Below are 17430 nucleotides of genomic sequence, written 5' to 3'. Positions count from 1 at the left end.
CGATCAGCCCTCGGGCGCGGGCTTCACGACCAGTACCGGGCACGTGGCCCGATGCAGAACTGCCTGGCTGGTGGAACCGAGCAGCAGACCCGCGAATCCGCCACGACCACGGCTCCCGACCACCAGCATCTGGGCATCTTTCGCGTGTTCGATCAGTTGATGCGCCGGACCGTCGGGCACGATCACCCGCGTGACCTCGACATCTGGATAGTCGGCGCCGAAACCGGCGATCCGCTCGGCAACGACCTCACGCGCATCGTCGGCCAGTTCCTGGAGCTGGTCGGGTTCGAGACCGTATCCGTGGAGTGAGTCCGAGGCCAGGTCGGTCCAGGTGTGGACCACCACCAGGCCGGTGTCCAGGAATGATGCCTGCTCAAAGGCCGCCGCCACCGCCCCCTCGCTGAGCGCCGAACCGTCCAAACCGACCACCACCGGCCCGGTTCCACCCGCACCCGCGTAGACAACAACCGGACATGAGGCATGTGCGACGAGATTGACGCCCACAGAACCGAGAAAAAGGCCCTTCACCCCACCGAGCCCACGGCTGCCGACCACCACGAGGGAGGCGTGCTGTGATTCGGAGACCAGCACGGTCCCGGCGCGCCCTTCGGCGACTTTGGTTTTCACGGAGACCCCGGGAGCCACGTCCCGGGCCTTCGCAGCCGCTGTGTCGACGTGATCGTGTGCCTCTTGGCGGATGATGTCGATGACGTCCTGGGGAATCACCAGGGCCGGTGCGTACAGCGCGCCCTGGGTTTCGTATGCACTCACTATCGAGACGGATTTTCCCTGTCGCTCAGCAGCTTTCGCTGCCCAGGCGACTGCCTCGAGAGCTGAATCCGAACCGTCTACTCCGACGACAATCGTGGTGCTCATGGCAGAATCTCCTTGTTCACGTCGCGTTCAATGCAATCAAGCCGGGCATCACCGGACAACACACAGGCCGTGTCTACTGCACCACATTTCAACCCGACGCTGTAGGGCACTTGTGCCCAATGCAGCCGGATGTACCGCGCAGGCCGTACACTGGGGTTCGTCGGATACATCCACCACCGGCAACCTTCGTCGAACTTCCTCGAATCCGACATCTCGGAACCTTGTGAATCGCCGATAGCCGGATGACGTTTGATCATCATTTTTCCCGGCACCGTGGGGAGTCTCGAAGAGATTCTCGAGTGAGTCTGAAGACCGCGGTCGCCGGCGACACCCGGCAGCTCTTGCGCAGATCCCGTGCTCTGCACGACACCGCCAGAGCTGCACCAACGCGAAGAAAGTAGTACAAATGCCCGAATCCGAACTGTTCTCGCACCGCGAGACGATCCGTTCCGAACCCACCGCACCGAGTTCGAAGGACGCGCCGCGGATCCCGCAGCCGGTCTTCTCCGACCGAGTGGTCGATCCCGCTGTGCAACGTGCGCAGGAGCGCACCCCACGCTGAGTCACGGACGCCAATGGCCCGCCGGAAACAGCGGGCCATTGTTGTCTGCGCAGGGTCACAGGCCTCAACTCTTACGGAGCAGGAAGCGCTGGACCTTGCCACTCGGTGTCTTGGGCAGTGACTCGATGAAATGCACCTTGCGCGGGAAGGCGTGAGCGGCAAACTTCGTCTTGACCAGCTGCTGGAGCTCCTTTTCGAGTTCGTTGCCGGCCGCTGACGCGTCCCGGAGCACCACGTACGCCTCGAGCACCTCACCGCGCAGTTCATCGGGCTTGCCGACCACCGCGGCCTCGGACACCGCCTCGTGCATGACAAGAACGCTTTCCACGTCGAAGGGGCCGATGCGGTAGCCGGCCATGATGATCACATCGTCGTCGCGGGCCGAGAAGGTGAAGAAGCCGTTCTCGTCGACCGATCCGCAGTCCCCCGTGACGTACCAGCGTCCGTCTGCGGTATACCGGCCGGCGGTCTTCTCCGGTGCATTCACATACGCGGTGAACCAAAGCAGGTCGCTGGCAGTGGTGTCGATCACAACCCGTCCGACAGTCCCTGCTGGGGCGAGCGTGTCGGAGTTGTCGTCGAGCACGGCGCAGGACCAACCCGGCAGCGACCGGCCCATCGAACCCGCGGGCACGTCTGTACGCAAGTTGTCGTGCCAGGCGTTGACGATGAACATGCCGTGTTCGGTCTGGCCGTAGTGATCACGCACCGTGACTCCGAGAACATCGTTCGACCATGCGACGACGTCGGGGGTCAGCGGCTCCCCTGCCGACGACGCGCGGCGCAGTTTGATGGCCGGGACCACGCCGTCATCGGCCCGCAGAGCGCGGTACACCGTCGGGGCCGCAGCGAAGTTGGTGACGCCTGACTCCTCGAGCACCTTCCAGGTCAGGGCGGGTGAGAATCCGGCGTGCAGCAAGATGCTGCGGGTGCCGCTCGCCAGCGGTCCGAGGATCGCGTAGTAGAGGCCGTAGGCCCACCCCGGATCTGCGGCATTCCAGAACACGTCGTCGGGACGCACGTCGAGCCCGAATTCCTGATAGGCATGGAACGAGGCCAGCGCGCGGACGGGAATCGGGACACCCTTTGGTGTTCCGGTGGTGCCGCTGGTGAACAGTTCGACAAGCGGTCCGTCGCCACCCACCGCGACTGCCTGTGCGCCGGGCTCGCCGACGTCGTGGGCGGCGATCAAGGTCGCCAACTGCAGCTCGTGGTCTCCGGACTCGCCGGCCGCGATCACCCGCCATGGCGCATCCGACGGGATGTCATCGCCCGGGGCCACCTTGTGCAGCTGATCGAGATCGGAGATCACGACCTTGGCGCCACTGCTGGTCAGGCGGAAAGCGATCGCCGGTGAGGCGAACGCAGTGAAGAGCGGAACGTACACAGCTCCTCGCCGCCAGACGCCCAGTGCGACGATCACGAGATCGGCCGACTTACCCATCAGGCTCGCGACACGGTCACCCGGGTCGACGCCGAGAGCCGCGAGGGCGGCAGCAAACCTCGACGACTGCTCACGTAGGTGGCCGTATGTGAGGTCCTCGGAAACCAGGTTTCCGGCGTCGTCGGTCTCGACAACCGTGAACGCCACGGCGTCCGCCGGATGCCGATCACAAAGCAGGTCTGCGGCGCTGGCGTCCGGGCCGTCGTACTGGGCCAGCAATTCGCTCACCCGATCGGTTGTGGCAATCATTCTTCTCGAATCCTCACTGGTCACGACACTGGTCCGAGGCCGGAGCCCGCCGCAGATCGCTGCGAGCAATGTCCGGATCCTTCTCGCGAGTAGGATCCACGTCACAGTAATCCTCCCGCTACCCCCGAAAGGGGTGGACCCCGATGACCCGCCGGCATCCGTTGATGCGACCTCGCGATACCGACGCGCTGCGCGAAGCGATGCGGACATTGGCGACGACGTCGGAGACCCCCGTCCTGTTCGCCGGTGAGGTGCACGAAGGCGCCCTTCTGCTCACCGAGTTCGTCGGCGTACGCACCAACGGACTGCGTGGACTGACCGTGGTCCCGGCGTCCGGGCTCGGTGGCCGAGTAGTCGAGCAACGCCGCGCGGCGGCCGTGTCCGACTACGGCAGGGCGTCGGCGATCACCCACGACTACGACGGACCGGTGTTGGGTGAAGGCCTGAGGTCGGTGCTGGCGGTCCCCGTCGTGGTCGACGCGACAACCCGGGCCGTGCTGTACGCGGCCAGACGCGACGCGTCACCCATCGGCGGCCGGACCGCCGATTCGGTGATCGCCGCGAGCCGGCGCCTGGCGATGGAGATCTCCGTCCGTGACGAGGTGGATCGCCGGACCCGTATGTTGGCCTCTGCGGCCGGGAACACCGCGACGATCACCGATTCGGCCACGGTCGAAGAGCTTCGCAGCATCCACGCCCAATTGCGGGACCTCGCCGCCCGGATCGGGGACACCGAGGGCGGGCGGGCCCGGGACCTGTCCGACCGGCTCGCCCGCGTGCTCGGCGGCGGCGCATCCGAACCGGTACCAGAGGTCAATCTGTCCCGTCGGGAAATCGATGTCCTGGCCGTCGTGTCGCTCGGTTCCACCAATGCCGAAGCCGCCAAGACACTTTCACTGCGTCCCGAGACCGTGAAGAGCTACCTGCGCAGCGCGATGCAGAAAATGGGCGTGCACAACCGGCACGAAGCAGTGGTGATGGCGCGGCGGATGAACCTGCTCCCCTGACTCGGTGGGCGCACAGCCCGGACACGCACGGCGGGATCGGTGCAATAGTCGGCTTGATCAAGCATGATGTGAAGGCTGCCAATCCACCAGAAGGAAACCCCATGCCCGCGATTGACGCCGTTCCGAGGTATCGCTGACATGGGTGCGGTCATCGGCGATCTCCTGCCTTTGGCGATCGGTGTCGCGGTGTCGCCGATCCCGATCATCGCCGCCATTCTGATGCTGCTCGGTAAACATGCCCGCACCACCAGCCTGGGTTTTGCCGCTGGATGGCTGGCCGGGATCGTCCTGGCCACCACGATTTTCGTGTTCCTCGGCGGCGCGATGGACACCGACAGCGGACCGTCGACCACGGCGTCGTGGATCAAGGTGGCGCTCGGTGTGTTGTTGCTCGCCGAAGGTGTCCGCGAATGGCGTGCCCGCACCGCCTCGGCCGCCGCACCGAAGTGGATGGGCGCGATCGACGAGATGAATCCCCTCACCGGGCTCGGTATCGGTTTCGCACTCGCCGCCGTCAACCCCAAGAACCTCATCATGTGCATCGCCGCCGGGGTCACCGTGGGGTCCGGCGTGCTGGACGCCACGGGCGAGGTGGTGGCCGTTGCGGTGTTCTCACTGCTGGCAGCCACCACCGTGCTGATCCCCGTACTGGGTTACCAGATTGCTTCCCACCGCCTTTCCGGACCGCTCGAGCGACTCAAGGTATGGCTGGAGGCGAACAACAAGACCGTCATGGCCGTCTTGATCCTCGTCATCGGAGTGGCGTTGATCGGCAAAGGTGTCGGCGGACTGGGCTGACCGCGCATCGTCACCGCTGCGCCTGCCACACTGACCGACCACAACGGAAAGCGTGTCGATGACCAACCGACAATTCGGATCCGTGGTGTTCGGATCGCTGGCCGGTTATCGCCGGTCCTACTTTCGCCCGGATGTGGTTGCCGGACTGACGGTGTGGGCGGTGATGGTTCCAGAGGCCCTGGCGTACGCCGCGATAGCCGGCGTGCCGGCGGTGGTGGGGCTGTACGCCGCGATCCCCGCGCTGATCCTCTATGCGGCCGCCGGTAGTTCACGTCATCTGGTGGTGGGGCCGATGTCGGCCACCGCCGCATTGTCCGCGGCGATGGTCGCCCCGCTCGCCGGTGGCGACCCGCAGCGTTACATAGCCCTTACGACCGCGCTGGCCCTGGTTGTCGGTGTTGTCGGAATCCTGGCCGGCGCATGCCGGTTCGGGTTCATCGCCTCGTTCATCTCCGAGCCCGTCCTCAAAGGCTTCATCGTCGGGCTGGCACTGACCATCATCGTCGGCCAGGTCCCGAAGTTGCTCGGCATCTCCAAGGGTTCCGGCGATTTCTTCGAACAGAGCTGGTCGGTGGTCGAGAACCTCGGTGACACTGATTGGCGCACCGCGCTGGTCGGTGGCGCCAGTCTGGCCTTGGTCCTCATCCTCAAGCGATGGCTACCCATCGTCCCGGGCTCCCTCGTTGTCGTGCTGCTGGGAATCCTGGCGGTGTGGGCACTCGATCTCGACAATCGCGGAGTCGAGATCGTCGGGCACATCGACTCGGGTCTACCCGCGGTGGGTCTTCCCGCCGGGATGCCCGTCGGTGAATACCTCGACCTCGTGGGTCCCGCCGCCGGAGTTCTTCTCATCGGCTTTGCCGAAGGTCTGGGCGCAGCAAAGACCTACGCTGCCAAGGCCGGCTACACGATCAACGCCAACCGCGAGCTCATCGGCCTGGGCGCGGCCAATGTGGGATCGGGTTTCTTTTCCGGGATGGTTGTCAACGGCAGCCTGTCGAAGACCGCCGTCAACGGCAGTGCCGGCGCCAAGACACAGGTCAGCGGACTCGTGGTCGCGGCCCTGACCGTTGTCACGTTGCTGTTCCTCACCGGCCTGTTCCAGGAACTTCCCGAAGCCACCCTCGCAGCGGTTGTCATCGCGGCGGTCATCGAGCTCGTCGACATCAATGCCCTGCGCCGCTACTACAGAGTCTGGACCTCGCGGCTGGGCACCATCTACGGTCCCGCGGCGCGCGCCGACTTCCTCGCAGCGCTCGCCGCAATGATCGGCGTACTCGTCTTCGACACACTTCCCGGTCTGGTCATCGGTATCGCGGTCTCCATGCTGCTCCTGCTCTATCGGGTGTCACGACCGCACGTCGTCACTTTGGCGAAGCGCGGGAGCCAGTGGATCGATGCCACCGAACACCCGGAATTGCCGACCATCGAAGGGGTGCGGGTGGTCCGGGTCGAAGCGGGCTTGTTCTTCGCCAACTCCGACCACGTCCGGGACCAGGTCACGGCATTGGCCACCAAGGGGATACACACGATCGTCCTCGACGCCGAAACCTCGCCGTTCATCGACGTGACCGCGGTGTCGATGCTGACCGATCTGCATCGGACGCTGCAGCGCAGCGGTGTGGACCTACGAATCGCACGGGAAATCGGTCAGTTTCGCGACGTGATCCACGCAGACGCACCGGACTCGACACTGGGGATATTCCCGACCGTGACCGACGCGCTCGCCGGTCCCGAACCCAAATCTTAGCGTCCTGATCGGATCATGATGTCCCAGTGCAGGTGCAGGGCGTTGGTGTCGAGGACGTCGCAACTGAGCAACACCGGATCGATGCGCCCCTGCGCCGCTTCGATGGCGGCAACGGTGATGGTCGCCGTCGCCGCGGACTGATTGTGCCCCGAGGTGTACAACCACCGGCCGGTGTTGCGGTTGCGCACCAGAACCGACCATTCGTCACTCCCACCCGGGTGAATCTTTCGCATCAGCGGCCGGCCCACACTCGGGACCAGTGCGGCCATCCGCAGCGCCAGCGTCGCCGACACCGAACTCATCGTGAGGTAGTTGGCCACGTGCGGTCCGTCGGCACCGATCGCCAGGTGGTCGGGAAAGTCGGTGCGCATGTAGCGCTTTCGACTGCCGTGAGGACCTTCCAGGACTCTGGACCCGACCAGGTTCCGGATCTTGACCCCCGTCGCGTAGTCGGTGAACGTCGCACCGAGAAGACCGGCCGTCCACTCCACGGCCGCCCGGCCGTGACGTTCGCCGGCTCCGAGCATCAACCCGATGTCGACGCCGTCGGACGAGTCGGCAGCCAGTGCGGTGGCCATGATCGTCGTCAGGCCGGGGGCCAGCCCCACACAGGTCAGCACACCTCCCGCGGCGGGCGCGGCCATGATCTTCTCGAGATATCTGGGAGTGGCGCTGATGTCGACAAATCGTGCTGTCCCGGCCTCTTTCGCGAGGGCGGGATCTTCGATACCCGATGCGTTGACCACCACATCCATACCGTCGATCGCCTCGCGGTACGCCGCACCGCCGGACGCACCGAGATCCACCACGACGTCGTTCGAAGCGGGATTGCGTCCGACTCGGACCACCTCATGCCCGCGACCACTCAACTTCTCGACAATTCTTGCCCCGACAGCACCGTTCGCGCCGAGCACCGCGATTTTCATTGTGACAACTCCGCCCATGGCATTCGTGAATGTTCCAGCGATCCTCGTACACAATCTTCACCTACAACGTCTCCGGAGTCGTCATCTGTTCCGGGTTGGATCGTCGGACGCCGATGGGCGCGTCGCGACGCCCGGCGACCTCGACCGCCTCCTACCCTGTGGACATGGCACGCCCGGACAACCACGATCCCTCCACACTCGGCTTCTCGAGCCGAGCCGTTCACGCCGGCAACAGCATCGACAAGGGGTCCGGTGCGATTCGGACACCGATCGTGATGGCCAATTCGTATGCGCTGCCCGACGACCCGTCGCAGGTCAGTTGGTCGGGTACCGAGATTCCGCTCTACACCCGCAATTCGGGCGCCAATCAGATTGCGCTGCAACACAAATTGTCGGCGCTCGAAGGAGCCGACGACGCAGTGGTACTGGCGTCCGGGGTGGCCGCGCTCCATGCGGTGTTCTTCACCCACCTCTCCTCCGGGGATCATGTACTGATCGCCGATGTCACCTATGAGGCGACGTTTCGACTGTTCACCGAGCTCCTGCCGCGTAAGTACGGCATCGAGGCCACCTTTGTCGACGCATCCGATCTCGAGTCGGTGCGCGCGGCGTTGCGCCCCAACACCCGTCTGGTCCACATCGAGGCCATCGCCAATCCGACCACCAAAGTCACCGATATCGGTGCGGTCGCCGACATCGCTCACGCCGCGGGCGCTCTGGTGGTTGTCGACTCGACGTTCACTCCGCCGCCGCTGTACCGGCCGCTGTCCGAGGGCGCCGATCTGGTGGTGCACTCGCTGACGAAGTACTACAACGGCCACGGTGATGCCATGGGCGGTGCGGTACTCGGCTCCAAGGCTCTGATCGATCCCATCAAGACCGACGCCATGGTGGATGTCGGTGGGGTGATCTCGCCGTTCAACGCGTGGCTGATCAGCCGCGGATCCATCACCCTGCCGCTACGGATGACCCGACACCTCGAGTCGGCCGCACAGGTCGCAGAGTTCCTGGATCACGATGAACGCGTTGCGTACGTCGCGTATCCCGGTCTTCCCTCTCATCCCCAGCACAAGCTGGCCACCAGGCAGTTCGGCGGACGCGGCTACGGCGCGATGATGGCGTTCGCGGTCAAGGGTGATCCGGACACCCAGAACCGTTTCGTCTCGAATCTGCGGATGATCACATCAGCCGTCTCACTCGGTCACGACGAATCGCTGATCGTCCACGTCGGGACGAGCGGTCCACGGGTGCAGCACTATCCGGACGAATTCCGTACCTGGGGACATCTCCGGTTCTCCATCGGCCTGGAAGATCCCGCCGACATCGTCGCCGATCTCGCAGCGGCCCTCGACGCCACCTTCGAGTGAGCACCCGGTTTTGGTGGGTTTTGGTGAGGCCGACCTGCGGTTTCTCTCGCCAGAACTCACCAGAATCGGCTCAGTGCAGTGCGGTCCAGTTCCGGGTCTCGCTGATCGACACAACACGCCCGTCGTGGATGACCACGCGATCGGCGGGTGCGGTGGCCATGACGTCGAGGACCCCGGTCCCGCGAACCGCCAGGAACTCCGCCCGGGCGCCGACCCTCGCGCCGGCAACCGGCAGCCCCATCACCCGACGGGCATCGTCGGTGACCATCGCGAGCGCGACCTCCGGATGGACGTGTGCAGCGGCGACGGTGAGCGCGGCAGTTTCCAATGCGTCGCTGCGGCCGAGTGGATTGAACGGGTCACGCACGTTGTCCGCACCCGCCGCGACACAGACACCGGCCGCGCGGAGTGGCCCGATCGCGGTGAGCCCGCGAGGTGTGGCGACGGGATGGTTGCGGCCCTGCAAATAGAGATTGGTGATCGGGTTCGCGACCACACCGATCCCACTCGAAGCGATCAGAGGCAGTAGTTCGCCCAGTTCGTCTGCTCCCATCGTTCCCAATCGCGTGCAGTGTCCGGCCGTGCGGATCCGGTCCGCGGGCCAGTCGCTGACCCGCCCGGCGAACGCTGCGATCGTGTGGTGGTCGCCTTCCAGGAACTCGTCCGTATGCAGATCGACCCCGACACCGCGAAGCTCTGCGATGTCGAGCAGACGATGAAGGTCCGCCATCGGGTCCGGTGCACTGTGCGGTGAGCCTCCGACCAGATCGGCGCCCGCGTCGAGGGCGGCGTGCACAAGATCGTCGGTTGCGTATTCCTTGGCCAGCGCGGCGATCTCGATCTCGATGACACCCCGCAACTCGCGACGTACCTCGTCGACCGCGCGGATGCCGCGCAGCGGGTCGTCCCCGGGCAGTATGTCGACATGAGAACGAACGGCGGTGGTTCCGTTGCGTACCAGCGCAAGTGCGGCGGCGCGGGCGCGGGTGCGGAACGACTCCTGGTCGAACCCCGCACTGCCTGCTTTCCAGTGCGCGATGGCATCGTGCAGATCGCCGAGCGGAGGCTGCAGTACATCCCACGACAACGCCTTGTCCAGATGTGCGTGTGGCTCGGCGGGTGCGGTCATCAGCAGATATCCGCGAAGGTCGATCACATCCGGCGAACCGACGTCCACGTCCGAGAGGTCTGCGGTGCGCACCGACGCGACCACTGCACGGTCACCGTCGCGCACCACATCGATGTCGACGATGTGCCCGTCCGGGAGGGTCGCCCCCCGAATGGACGACACCATCTGCGGCAGTTCATGTTTCACAGTTGAGCTTTCTTCGATCGATGGAATTGCCGAGTCTGGCGGCAGGTCAGAGCCGTTGCGCCCGGACATAGATGCCCGCCACATGGGCGCTTGCGGCCTCTCTGGCCTCAGCCGCATTGCCTGCTTCGATGGCTGCGACTATCCGGTCGTGTTCGCAGACCGCGAGCCGACGGTTCAGCTCGGTGACCCACATGTCCGAGCGGAACAGGTGGGACTGGCCATCCAGGCGAGACAACGCCTCACTCAATGGCCGATTGGCCGCGTTGTCACGGATCAAGGTGTGGAACTGGAGATCCAGCAGGGCGTCCCGACGCTGGTCGGGAGGCTCGGACAGCAGTTCCCGCTGCACCTGCACCATCTTGCGCATCTGGGCGACGGCCGCGTTGTCCGACCCGAGCGCGGCGTTGAACGCGGCAAGTCCGTCGAGGACCTCCCGCACCTGAAACACCGACTTCAGGGTGTCGGCATCCAGCGACGCCACGCGGGCGCCGGCATTGCGGGTGTGGGACGCGAGACCTTCGTAGATCAGCTGCTGCACGGCTTCGCGCACCGGTGTGCGACTGACGTTCAGCCGTGCGGCCAACGCCGGAACACTCAGCGGGCTATCGGGTTCGAGTTCACCGTTGAAGATCATCTCGCGCAGTGCGTCATGCACCGAATCAGTGAGAAGCGCACGTTCAGATGCGGTCATCGCGATTGTCCCCTCTCAGTTTCCGGCGGCCGCCACACGTGCGGTCTCCCTCAGGTCGGCGGCCGGTGCCACACCCGTTCTCAGGCCCGCGACCTTCATCGCGATGTTCTCGGCGATCGTGATGGGAGCGTATCCCTTTTCGCCCTCTGCCAAGGTCCCCGGCAACACCTCGATGACCGCGTCATGGTTCCCGTCGAAGAAGAAGGCCGCCGAGCGGCGGCGGCGGATCTGCCCGTCGATCACCGGCGGGTCGACGCGATGAATCGTCGAGCGCCACCGGTCTGCGGTCCACCGGGCCATGGCGTCGCCGAGGTTGATGAGCAGCGCACCATCGGCCGGCTGCACGTCATGCCACTGTCCGTCCAGGTCGAGAACCTGCAACCCGGGCACCTGATCAGCCCACAGGATCGTGAGGATTCCGAAATCGGTGTGCGCGCCCATGCCGGTGAGTTCACCGGTGAACTCGGTATCGCCTTCGGGCAGGGCGTAATTGTTCATCTTCATGGCCTCGATCGAGTGGTCGATGAGTGTGTCGAAGTAGCCCGGGTCCAGGCCCAGCGCGTCGGTGAACGCGGTCATCAGCGTGCGGGCCAGTTCCTGGGCCTGCCCGAAATACCGCCGCACCGCAGGCTCGAAACCCGGTGCGGCACCGGGCCAGTTGTTCGAGGCGTAGCTGGTTTCGGGCAGGTCGAGTTCAGCGAAATCTGCGGCCTCCACACCGACCGTGAACGCCTCGTAGAAGTCGTTCATCTGGTTGGCGCTGGGAATCCCCAAGCTCATGCTCAGGGATTCCGACTTCGGTGCCGAATAGCCCCGATTCGTCCACGCCTCGCGGCGATACTCCTTCTTCACCGCCAGGGGCAAGGCGAAGAACTCATCGAGGGCGTCGCCCAGATCCGAGAGGACAGCATCGTCGATCCCGTGCCCGACCACCTGCACGAACCCGACCTCCCGGCATATCCGGTCGAGCTCCGTCGCCACCGCCGCACGTACGGAATCCGAATACGCGTCCGCGCTTCGATAGCAGCTGATGTCGATGGTCGGAACCTCAAACTTATTGTCATTCATGGTTTCTCACTTTCCGGACTCGTGCCAGCGACCGACGGCCAGGCGCGCCGCGAATCCGGTGAGCGCGAAGACTGCGACCCCGAACAGCGAGGCCAGTACGATGGCCGCGATCAGATCGTCGGACTGCAGGCGGCCGCGATACACATCGAGCAGGGTGCCGATCCCCGGCTGACCTTTGGCAAAGAACATGTCGCCGATGATGGCGCCGACCACCACCAGGCCCGACGCCGTGCGGACACCGGTCATGATGGACGGCATGGCTGCCCGTATCTCGAGTTTGACGAGGCGGTCCCACCGTGACGCTCGCGACAAGGTGAAGAGTTCGTGCATGCCCCGGTCCACCGAGGCGATACCGAAGTGGGTGTTCGTGATGATCGGGAAGGCGGCGATCAGGACACAGACCAGTGTCCGGGACATCATGCCGTATCCGAACCACAAACCGATCAGGGGAACGATGGCAAGGATTGGGATGACCTGCAGCACAACGGCATAAGGATAGACAATCCGTTCGATCCACTTGGCCTGACTCATCAGCACGCCAGTCCCGACACCAACGACCACAGCCACGACGAAACCGACGAGTGCAACCTGGGCTGTGACCGCCAGCGCTTCGAGCATCGGTTGTAGGTGCGATCGCTGCATCAGTGAGTCCCGGAGCACGTCCACCGGCGGAGGCAACAAGAAGCGTCTCTCCGGGGCCAGCATCCAGTAGCTGACCGCCGACCAGGCCGCGAGTGCCCCCAGCAACGAGAGCAGCGGGTAGACCATCACCCCGGCAAAGCGCCGGAGGTGGCGCCGCCTCTCTGGGCGGGTCACGGCGCCGGCCTGACGAGAGTGGGTGGCCCGCATCCCTCGGGAAAGGTCCAGTGTGGCATTGATCTCGGTCATCGATTGCTCCTGTGCAACATCGCCGAGATCTCGGCGACGTGGTCGGTGAACGTGGGGTCGAACCGCAATTCGGGCTGCCTCGGGTAGGGCATGTTGATGTCGAAGACCGCCGCGATACGTCCCGGTCGCTGGGTCATCACAACAACACGATTCGCGAGGTAGACCGCTTCGGAGACCGAGTGCGTGATGAACATCGCCGTGAATTCCCGCTGCGTGTAGAGCCTTTGGAGCTCAACCTGCATCTCGAGTCGCGTCATCTCGTCCAGTGCGCCGAAGGGCTCGTCCAGCAACATCACATCCGGGGACAGCGTCAGCGCACGCGCCAGCGACACTCGCATCTTCATACCGCCGGACAGTGCATTCGGGAGTTGATCAGCGAACTGTTCGAGTCCGACGGCCCGAATGCTCTCTGCCGCACGCGCTTTGTACTCCGCCCTGTTCCCATGGCCGAGCTCGGCAGCGAGTTCGACATTGGCGCGCACGTTCCGCCACGGCAGCAGTGTGGGCTCCTGGAAGATGAAGCCCACCGAATCACCTTCCACAGCAACAGATCCCGAGGTCGGAACCTCCAACCCGGCGGCCATCCGCAGCAACGTCGATTTGCCACATCCCGACGGCCCCACCACTGCGACGAAGTCAGCCCGGCGCACCTCGAGATCGGCCTTCTCGATGGCAACGGTCCCGGTATCGAACTCCTTGACCACGTCGTCGAAAACCATCTGAATGCCTTTGGTGAGCCGGCGCGCATCGACGCCCTGCATCGTATCGGCGAGTTCCATCTGCTACCCCACACCTTCCAACCAACATGCAACAAGTGACTTCTCCTGGCCTCCACATCATTAATTACATGCATGACTATCTCGTTGCGTTGCGTTACGAATTGATGACATGTTGCACGACTGCATCCGCGTGAGCTGCCCAGAAGCTGGAACTCTCGTAGATTTCGGACCAGCGACCCAGGCCGTAACACAGACGCAATACTCTCTTGATTACATGCAATAGTGCTTCTCAGAGAGACCGAAGCAAATCCCCGTCACCGCGAGATCACACATCACCGCAACAGATCTCGTCCGTCATCTGGACATCACCCCCGCAGCATCCGGTTGACCTGACCGAATTAGGAGAATCATGAAGCGATCACCCGTCGGGCGACAGATCGGCATCGCCGTCATCGCCCTCACCACCATTGGTCTGACATCCTGCGCGTACGGCTCTGACGAGCCAACCGAGTCGGTGGCGATCGAACCCGCGGCCGCAGAGCAGAGCCTCGCCGATGTCTGTCCTGCAGATGTCGGCATCCAGCTGCAATGGCAGCCGCAGTCCGACATGGGAGCACTGTTCGAGATGCTCGGACCCGGATATGTCGTCGACACCGACAACAAGTCGGTGACCGGCCCACTGGTGGCAGGCGGTAAGGACACCGGCGTGGACATCACCCTCAAATCGGGTGGTCCGGCCATCGGATTCCAGTCCGTCACCTCACAGCTCTACGTCGACGACTCGGTCATGCTCGGTGTCGTCCACGGCGATCAATTGGTCTCGGCCGCAGCCGATCAGCCGGTGGTCGGTGTGACGCCCCTGCTGAAGTACAGTCCCGCGATCGTGATGTGGGATCCCGCAACACACCCGGAATGGCAGACGGCCGGCGACATCGGCACCAGCGATGCGACGGTGGTGGTGTCCAAGGACCAGATCTTCCCGCAATGGATGGTGGCCAAGGGCCTGCTGAAGCAGTCGCAGATCGACACCAGTTACGACGGCGCACCTGCACGGTTTGTCGGCGACCCCTCCATCGCACAGCAGGGCTTTGCGAACTCGGAGCCGTACACCTACTCCGAAGAGACCCCGGCCTGGAACAAACCGGTCGGATACGGGCTGATCAAGGACGCCGGCTACAACATCTATGCCTCGAACATGTCGGTGCGTTCCGACAAGCTCGAGGAGTTCTCGCCCTGCCTACAAAAGCTCGTCCCGATCATCCAGCAGTCGGGAGTCGACTACATCAGCTCTCCCGGCGCGACCAATTCGGTGATCGTCGACATCGTCTCGCAGGACCAGACATATTCGCCTTACAGTGAAGGTGAAGCGACGTTCAGTGCCGATCTGCTCCGGGACCAGGGCTTGCTGGCCAACGAGGACAACGGCTCGTTTGGTGTCTACGACGAGGCCCGCACGGCCGCCAACGTCGCAGACCTCGGTCCGGTGCTGGCATCGGGCGGCAACCAGGTTCCGGCGAACATGACGGCGGAGCAGATGTTCACCAACCGGTTCATCGATCCCACGATCTCGATTCCCTGACGCGCAGAGCATCACGAAAGGAACGGCAATGACGTACGACATGACCGAGCTGCAGCGCGAACGACGCATGGGCGCAATGGGTACCGAAAGTGACCGAGAAGTCCGGCGGATCTCGATGGCCGATCTTGCCGATCGCCGCACCGAGGTCGCCGACGAGTTGTGGTCCGCGGCGACCGATATCGGGTTCTTCCAGGTCGTCGACCATGGGATCGACCTGGCTGAGGTCCGCCGGGCGTTCGAGATGGCAGAGGCCTTCTTCGCACTCCCCACCCAGACCAAGGCCCGCTTCCCCAAACGGTTCAACTCGGGCTGGGAAAGCCTGACCCAGGTACGACCGTCTGTGGGCACTCCGGATCAGAAGGAGTCGTACCAGGTCACGCTGTCGAACATGAATGGTCTCTGGCCCGATGACGACGTACTCGAGGGATTCACGTCGACGATCCTGGAGTTCGAGCACAAATGCTGGGCGCTGGCGATGGAGCTGTTGTCGATGTTCGCCGACAAGCTCGGGTTCGACCGCGAGTTCTTCACCCGTGCACACGATCCCACGTCGTCGGGATATCAGAGCACACTGCGGTTGCTGCATTACTTCGCAGTCGCGCCGGATGCCGACGTAGACGGTATGTGGCGAGCCGGTGCTCATACCGATTTCGATTGTCTGACACTGCTTTTCCAGCGGGACGGCCAGGGCGGGCTGCAGGTCTGTCCGGGCCGGGAGATGGAGAGCCAGTTGTGGACGTCGGTGCAACCCTCCGACGACGCGATCACCTGCAACATCGGCGACATGCTGATGCGATGGAGCGATGACGACCTGCCGTCGAACTTTCATCGCGTCCGCAGCCCCGGCCCGAACGACCACCGGGGGTCGCGGTACTCCATCGCGTTCTTCGCCCAGGCCAACAAGGACGTCCTGATCGAGGGTCCTCGGACCAAGTACCCCCCGATCACCGCCGAGGACTACCTGCAGCAGCGCATCGCGGCGAACTTCGGGAAGAAGTAGCCCACCCGCAACCCGATCTTGGTGGGTTTTGGTGAGGCTGACCTGCGGTTTCGCTCGCCAGGACCCACCACTTTCGGGGTTCGGGGGTTCAGCGACGGCAGTCGTTCCTGACCGGAAGCCCGGCGATCCGATCGAGGAGGTACTGCTCGACATCTCCGGTGCTCACGTCGGTGTGTCCGGCCGCAGGCTGGAAGTCGACGGTGATCGGTCCGCCGAGTTCACAGGCCCGGCCGACCGCGTCGGTGGTCCACCGCGCATCGTTGAATCGGTCGCCGCCGCCGTAGAGGACGTACAGCGGGGCGCTGAGACCCGCTCTCGGCAAGGCCATCTCCTGCAGCAGCGACTTCAGCTTGTCGCCGGCTGCAGGGGTGGCCGGCCGGAAGTCCTGGGCACTGACCCTCCGCAATGCGGCATCTCGGCCGGCGGTCTGACCACAGTCGCTCATCGCCGCCCATTGCGCGGCAAGTGCCGGGCTGCGGAGTGCGTTCAGATCGAGGTCGGGATTGCGGCGCGCGAGCGACTCCTCGAGCCACTGCAGCACGCCCTGCTGTTCCGGGGTCAGCGCACCCGCTGCCGCGAGGTCCACCATCGGCACCTTGGTTGTCGTGGGCACCTGGGCAACAGCTCCGGCCAAGTGGAGTTCCGGGGCGTACTGTCCGGCGATCTCGTCGGCGGCCCACGTCGCGCCGCCGCCCTGCGAGATCCCGTACGACACCCAGGTGTCCGAGATGTCGTGGTAGACCTCGCGAATGGCCCGCACCGAGTCGATCATCGTCCGGGCCGCCGCGTACGAATCGAGATAGGGGTGCGGCCCGCTGTTGGTGCCCATTCCGGAGAAGTCGGGGAAGGTCACCGCGAATCCGGCATCGAGGTAGCGCTTGACCAGCCGCGACAACCCGTACAGGTTGTCGGTCAGCGACGGCGCACAGTTCGCGTTGATGCCGGTGGACCCGTGCCCGACCGCCAGCACCGGCCAACCACCCACCGGCGCAACACCCTCCGGCTTGAACACCGTCCCGGAGACGATCACCGGTTCGTCCTCCACATCGGTGGAGCGGTAGAGGACCTTGCTCCCCGAAATCGACGACCCCGACGACGCCCAGTCCTCGACCTGCACCACCTCACCGGGCATCGGTAGCTTCACCTGCGGAAGCACCTGTGAGACCGACGGTGACTCATCCGGCATCGACG

The 17430-nt window shown here is 64.4% G+C and carries 16 protein-coding genes; 7 read left to right on the top strand and 9 right to left on the bottom strand.

Annotated elements, in window-relative coordinates:
• Positions 1-3 precede the first annotated feature (3 nt).
• The gene (locus tag VIQ49_RS11370; protein WP_331884543.1) at positions 4-876 is read right to left on the bottom strand and encodes a universal stress protein; all 873 of its coding nucleotides are present in this window, start codon (positions 874-876) and stop codon (positions 4-6) included.
• A 406-nt stretch (positions 877-1282) separates the two neighbouring features.
• On the opposite strand from VIQ49_RS11370, the gene VIQ49_RS11365 reads away from it, so the two are divergent.
• Complete coding sequence (locus VIQ49_RS11365) at positions 1283-1438, top strand: hypothetical protein (protein ID WP_331884541.1); 156 nt, start codon at positions 1283-1285, stop codon at positions 1436-1438.
• 64 nt (positions 1439-1502) lie between these two features.
• Here the strand turns inward: VIQ49_RS11365 and VIQ49_RS11360 are convergent, their stop codons facing one another.
• Positions 1503-3131 (bottom strand): AMP-binding protein, encoded by a 1629-nt coding sequence (locus tag VIQ49_RS11360; protein WP_331884539.1) that lies wholly within the window; start codon positions 3129-3131, stop codon positions 1503-1505.
• 143 nt (positions 3132-3274) lie between these two features.
• Between VIQ49_RS11360 and VIQ49_RS11355 the strand changes: the two genes are divergently transcribed.
• The 3 genes from VIQ49_RS11355 to VIQ49_RS11345 all read left to right on the top strand — a co-directional run bounded on the left by VIQ49_RS11355 (position 3275) and on the right by VIQ49_RS11345 (position 6686).
• Positions 3275-4138 (top strand): helix-turn-helix transcriptional regulator, encoded by an 864-nt coding sequence (locus VIQ49_RS11355; RefSeq protein WP_331884537.1) that lies wholly within the window; start codon positions 3275-3277, stop codon positions 4136-4138.
• 138 nt (positions 4139-4276) lie between these two features.
• Positions 4277-4936: a GAP family protein gene (locus VIQ49_RS11350; protein WP_331884535.1), complete on the top strand. Its 660-nt coding sequence runs from the start codon at positions 4277-4279 to the stop codon at positions 4934-4936.
• Between the two features lie 58 nt (positions 4937-4994).
• Positions 4995-6686 carry a SulP family inorganic anion transporter gene (locus VIQ49_RS11345; protein ID WP_331884533.1) on the top strand — a complete coding sequence of 564 codons (1692 nt, stop codon included), beginning with the start codon at positions 4995-4997 and terminating at the stop codon, positions 6684-6686.
• Here the strand turns inward: VIQ49_RS11345 and VIQ49_RS11340 are convergent.
• Positions 6683-7612, bottom strand: coding sequence for an NAD(P)H-binding protein (locus VIQ49_RS11340; RefSeq protein WP_331884531.1), 930 nt, complete (start codon positions 7610-7612; stop codon positions 6683-6685). The genes VIQ49_RS11345 and VIQ49_RS11340 overlap by 4 nt on opposite strands.
• A gap of 164 nt (positions 7613-7776) precedes the next feature.
• Between VIQ49_RS11340 and VIQ49_RS11335 the strand changes: the two genes are divergently transcribed.
• Positions 7777-8979, top strand: a complete 1203-nt coding sequence (locus VIQ49_RS11335) for an aminotransferase class I/II-fold pyridoxal phosphate-dependent enzyme (RefSeq protein ID WP_331884529.1) — start codon at positions 7777-7779, stop codon at positions 8977-8979.
• Between the two features lie 70 nt (positions 8980-9049).
• Here VIQ49_RS11335 and VIQ49_RS11330 read toward each other — a convergent pair whose 3' ends face one another.
• From VIQ49_RS11330 to VIQ49_RS11310, 5 genes are all read right to left on the bottom strand, one after another.
• Positions 9050-10294: a cytosine deaminase gene (locus tag VIQ49_RS11330; RefSeq protein WP_331884527.1), complete on the bottom strand. Its 1245-nt coding sequence runs from the start codon at positions 10292-10294 to the stop codon at positions 9050-9052.
• A 46-nt stretch (positions 10295-10340) separates the two neighbouring features.
• Positions 10341-10985 (bottom strand): GntR family transcriptional regulator, encoded by a 645-nt coding sequence (locus tag VIQ49_RS11325; RefSeq protein ID WP_331884525.1) that lies wholly within the window; start codon positions 10983-10985, stop codon positions 10341-10343.
• Positions 10986-11000: 15 nt separating this feature from the next.
• On the bottom strand, positions 11001-12053 hold the full coding sequence (locus VIQ49_RS11320; protein ID WP_331884523.1) for an isopenicillin N synthase family dioxygenase: 1053 nt from the start codon (positions 12051-12053) through the stop codon (positions 11001-11003).
• A gap of 6 nt (positions 12054-12059) precedes the next feature.
• Positions 12060-12821: an ABC transporter permease gene (locus VIQ49_RS11315; RefSeq protein WP_331884598.1), complete on the bottom strand. Its 762-nt coding sequence runs from the start codon at positions 12819-12821 to the stop codon at positions 12060-12062.
• A 116-nt stretch (positions 12822-12937) separates the two neighbouring features.
• The gene (locus VIQ49_RS11310; protein ID WP_331884521.1) at positions 12938-13720 is read right to left on the bottom strand and encodes an ABC transporter ATP-binding protein; all 783 of its coding nucleotides are present in this window, start codon (positions 13718-13720) and stop codon (positions 12938-12940) included.
• 349 nt (positions 13721-14069) lie between these two features.
• Between VIQ49_RS11310 and VIQ49_RS11305 the strand changes: the two genes are divergently transcribed.
• Both VIQ49_RS11305 and VIQ49_RS11300 read left to right on the top strand, forming a co-directional pair.
• A complete protein-coding gene (locus tag VIQ49_RS11305) occupies positions 14070-15239 on the top strand; it encodes a nitrate ABC transporter substrate-binding protein (protein WP_331884519.1) in 1170 nt (389 codons plus the stop codon).
• A 28-nt stretch (positions 15240-15267) separates the two neighbouring features.
• The gene (locus VIQ49_RS11300; RefSeq protein ID WP_331884517.1) at positions 15268-16239 is read left to right on the top strand and encodes an isopenicillin N synthase family dioxygenase; all 972 of its coding nucleotides are present in this window, start codon (positions 15268-15270) and stop codon (positions 16237-16239) included.
• 88 nt (positions 16240-16327) lie between these two features.
• Here VIQ49_RS11300 and VIQ49_RS11295 read toward each other — a convergent pair.
• Positions 16328-17430 (bottom strand): lipase family protein (locus tag VIQ49_RS11295; RefSeq protein ID WP_331884515.1); only part of this gene is annotated, 1103 nt, incomplete at its 5' end.

Source organism: Williamsia sp., from assembly GCF_036566845.1.
Lineage (GTDB): Bacteria > Actinomycetota > Actinomycetes > Mycobacteriales > Mycobacteriaceae > Williamsia.
This window is presented reverse-complemented; position numbering and strand designations above follow the sequence as displayed.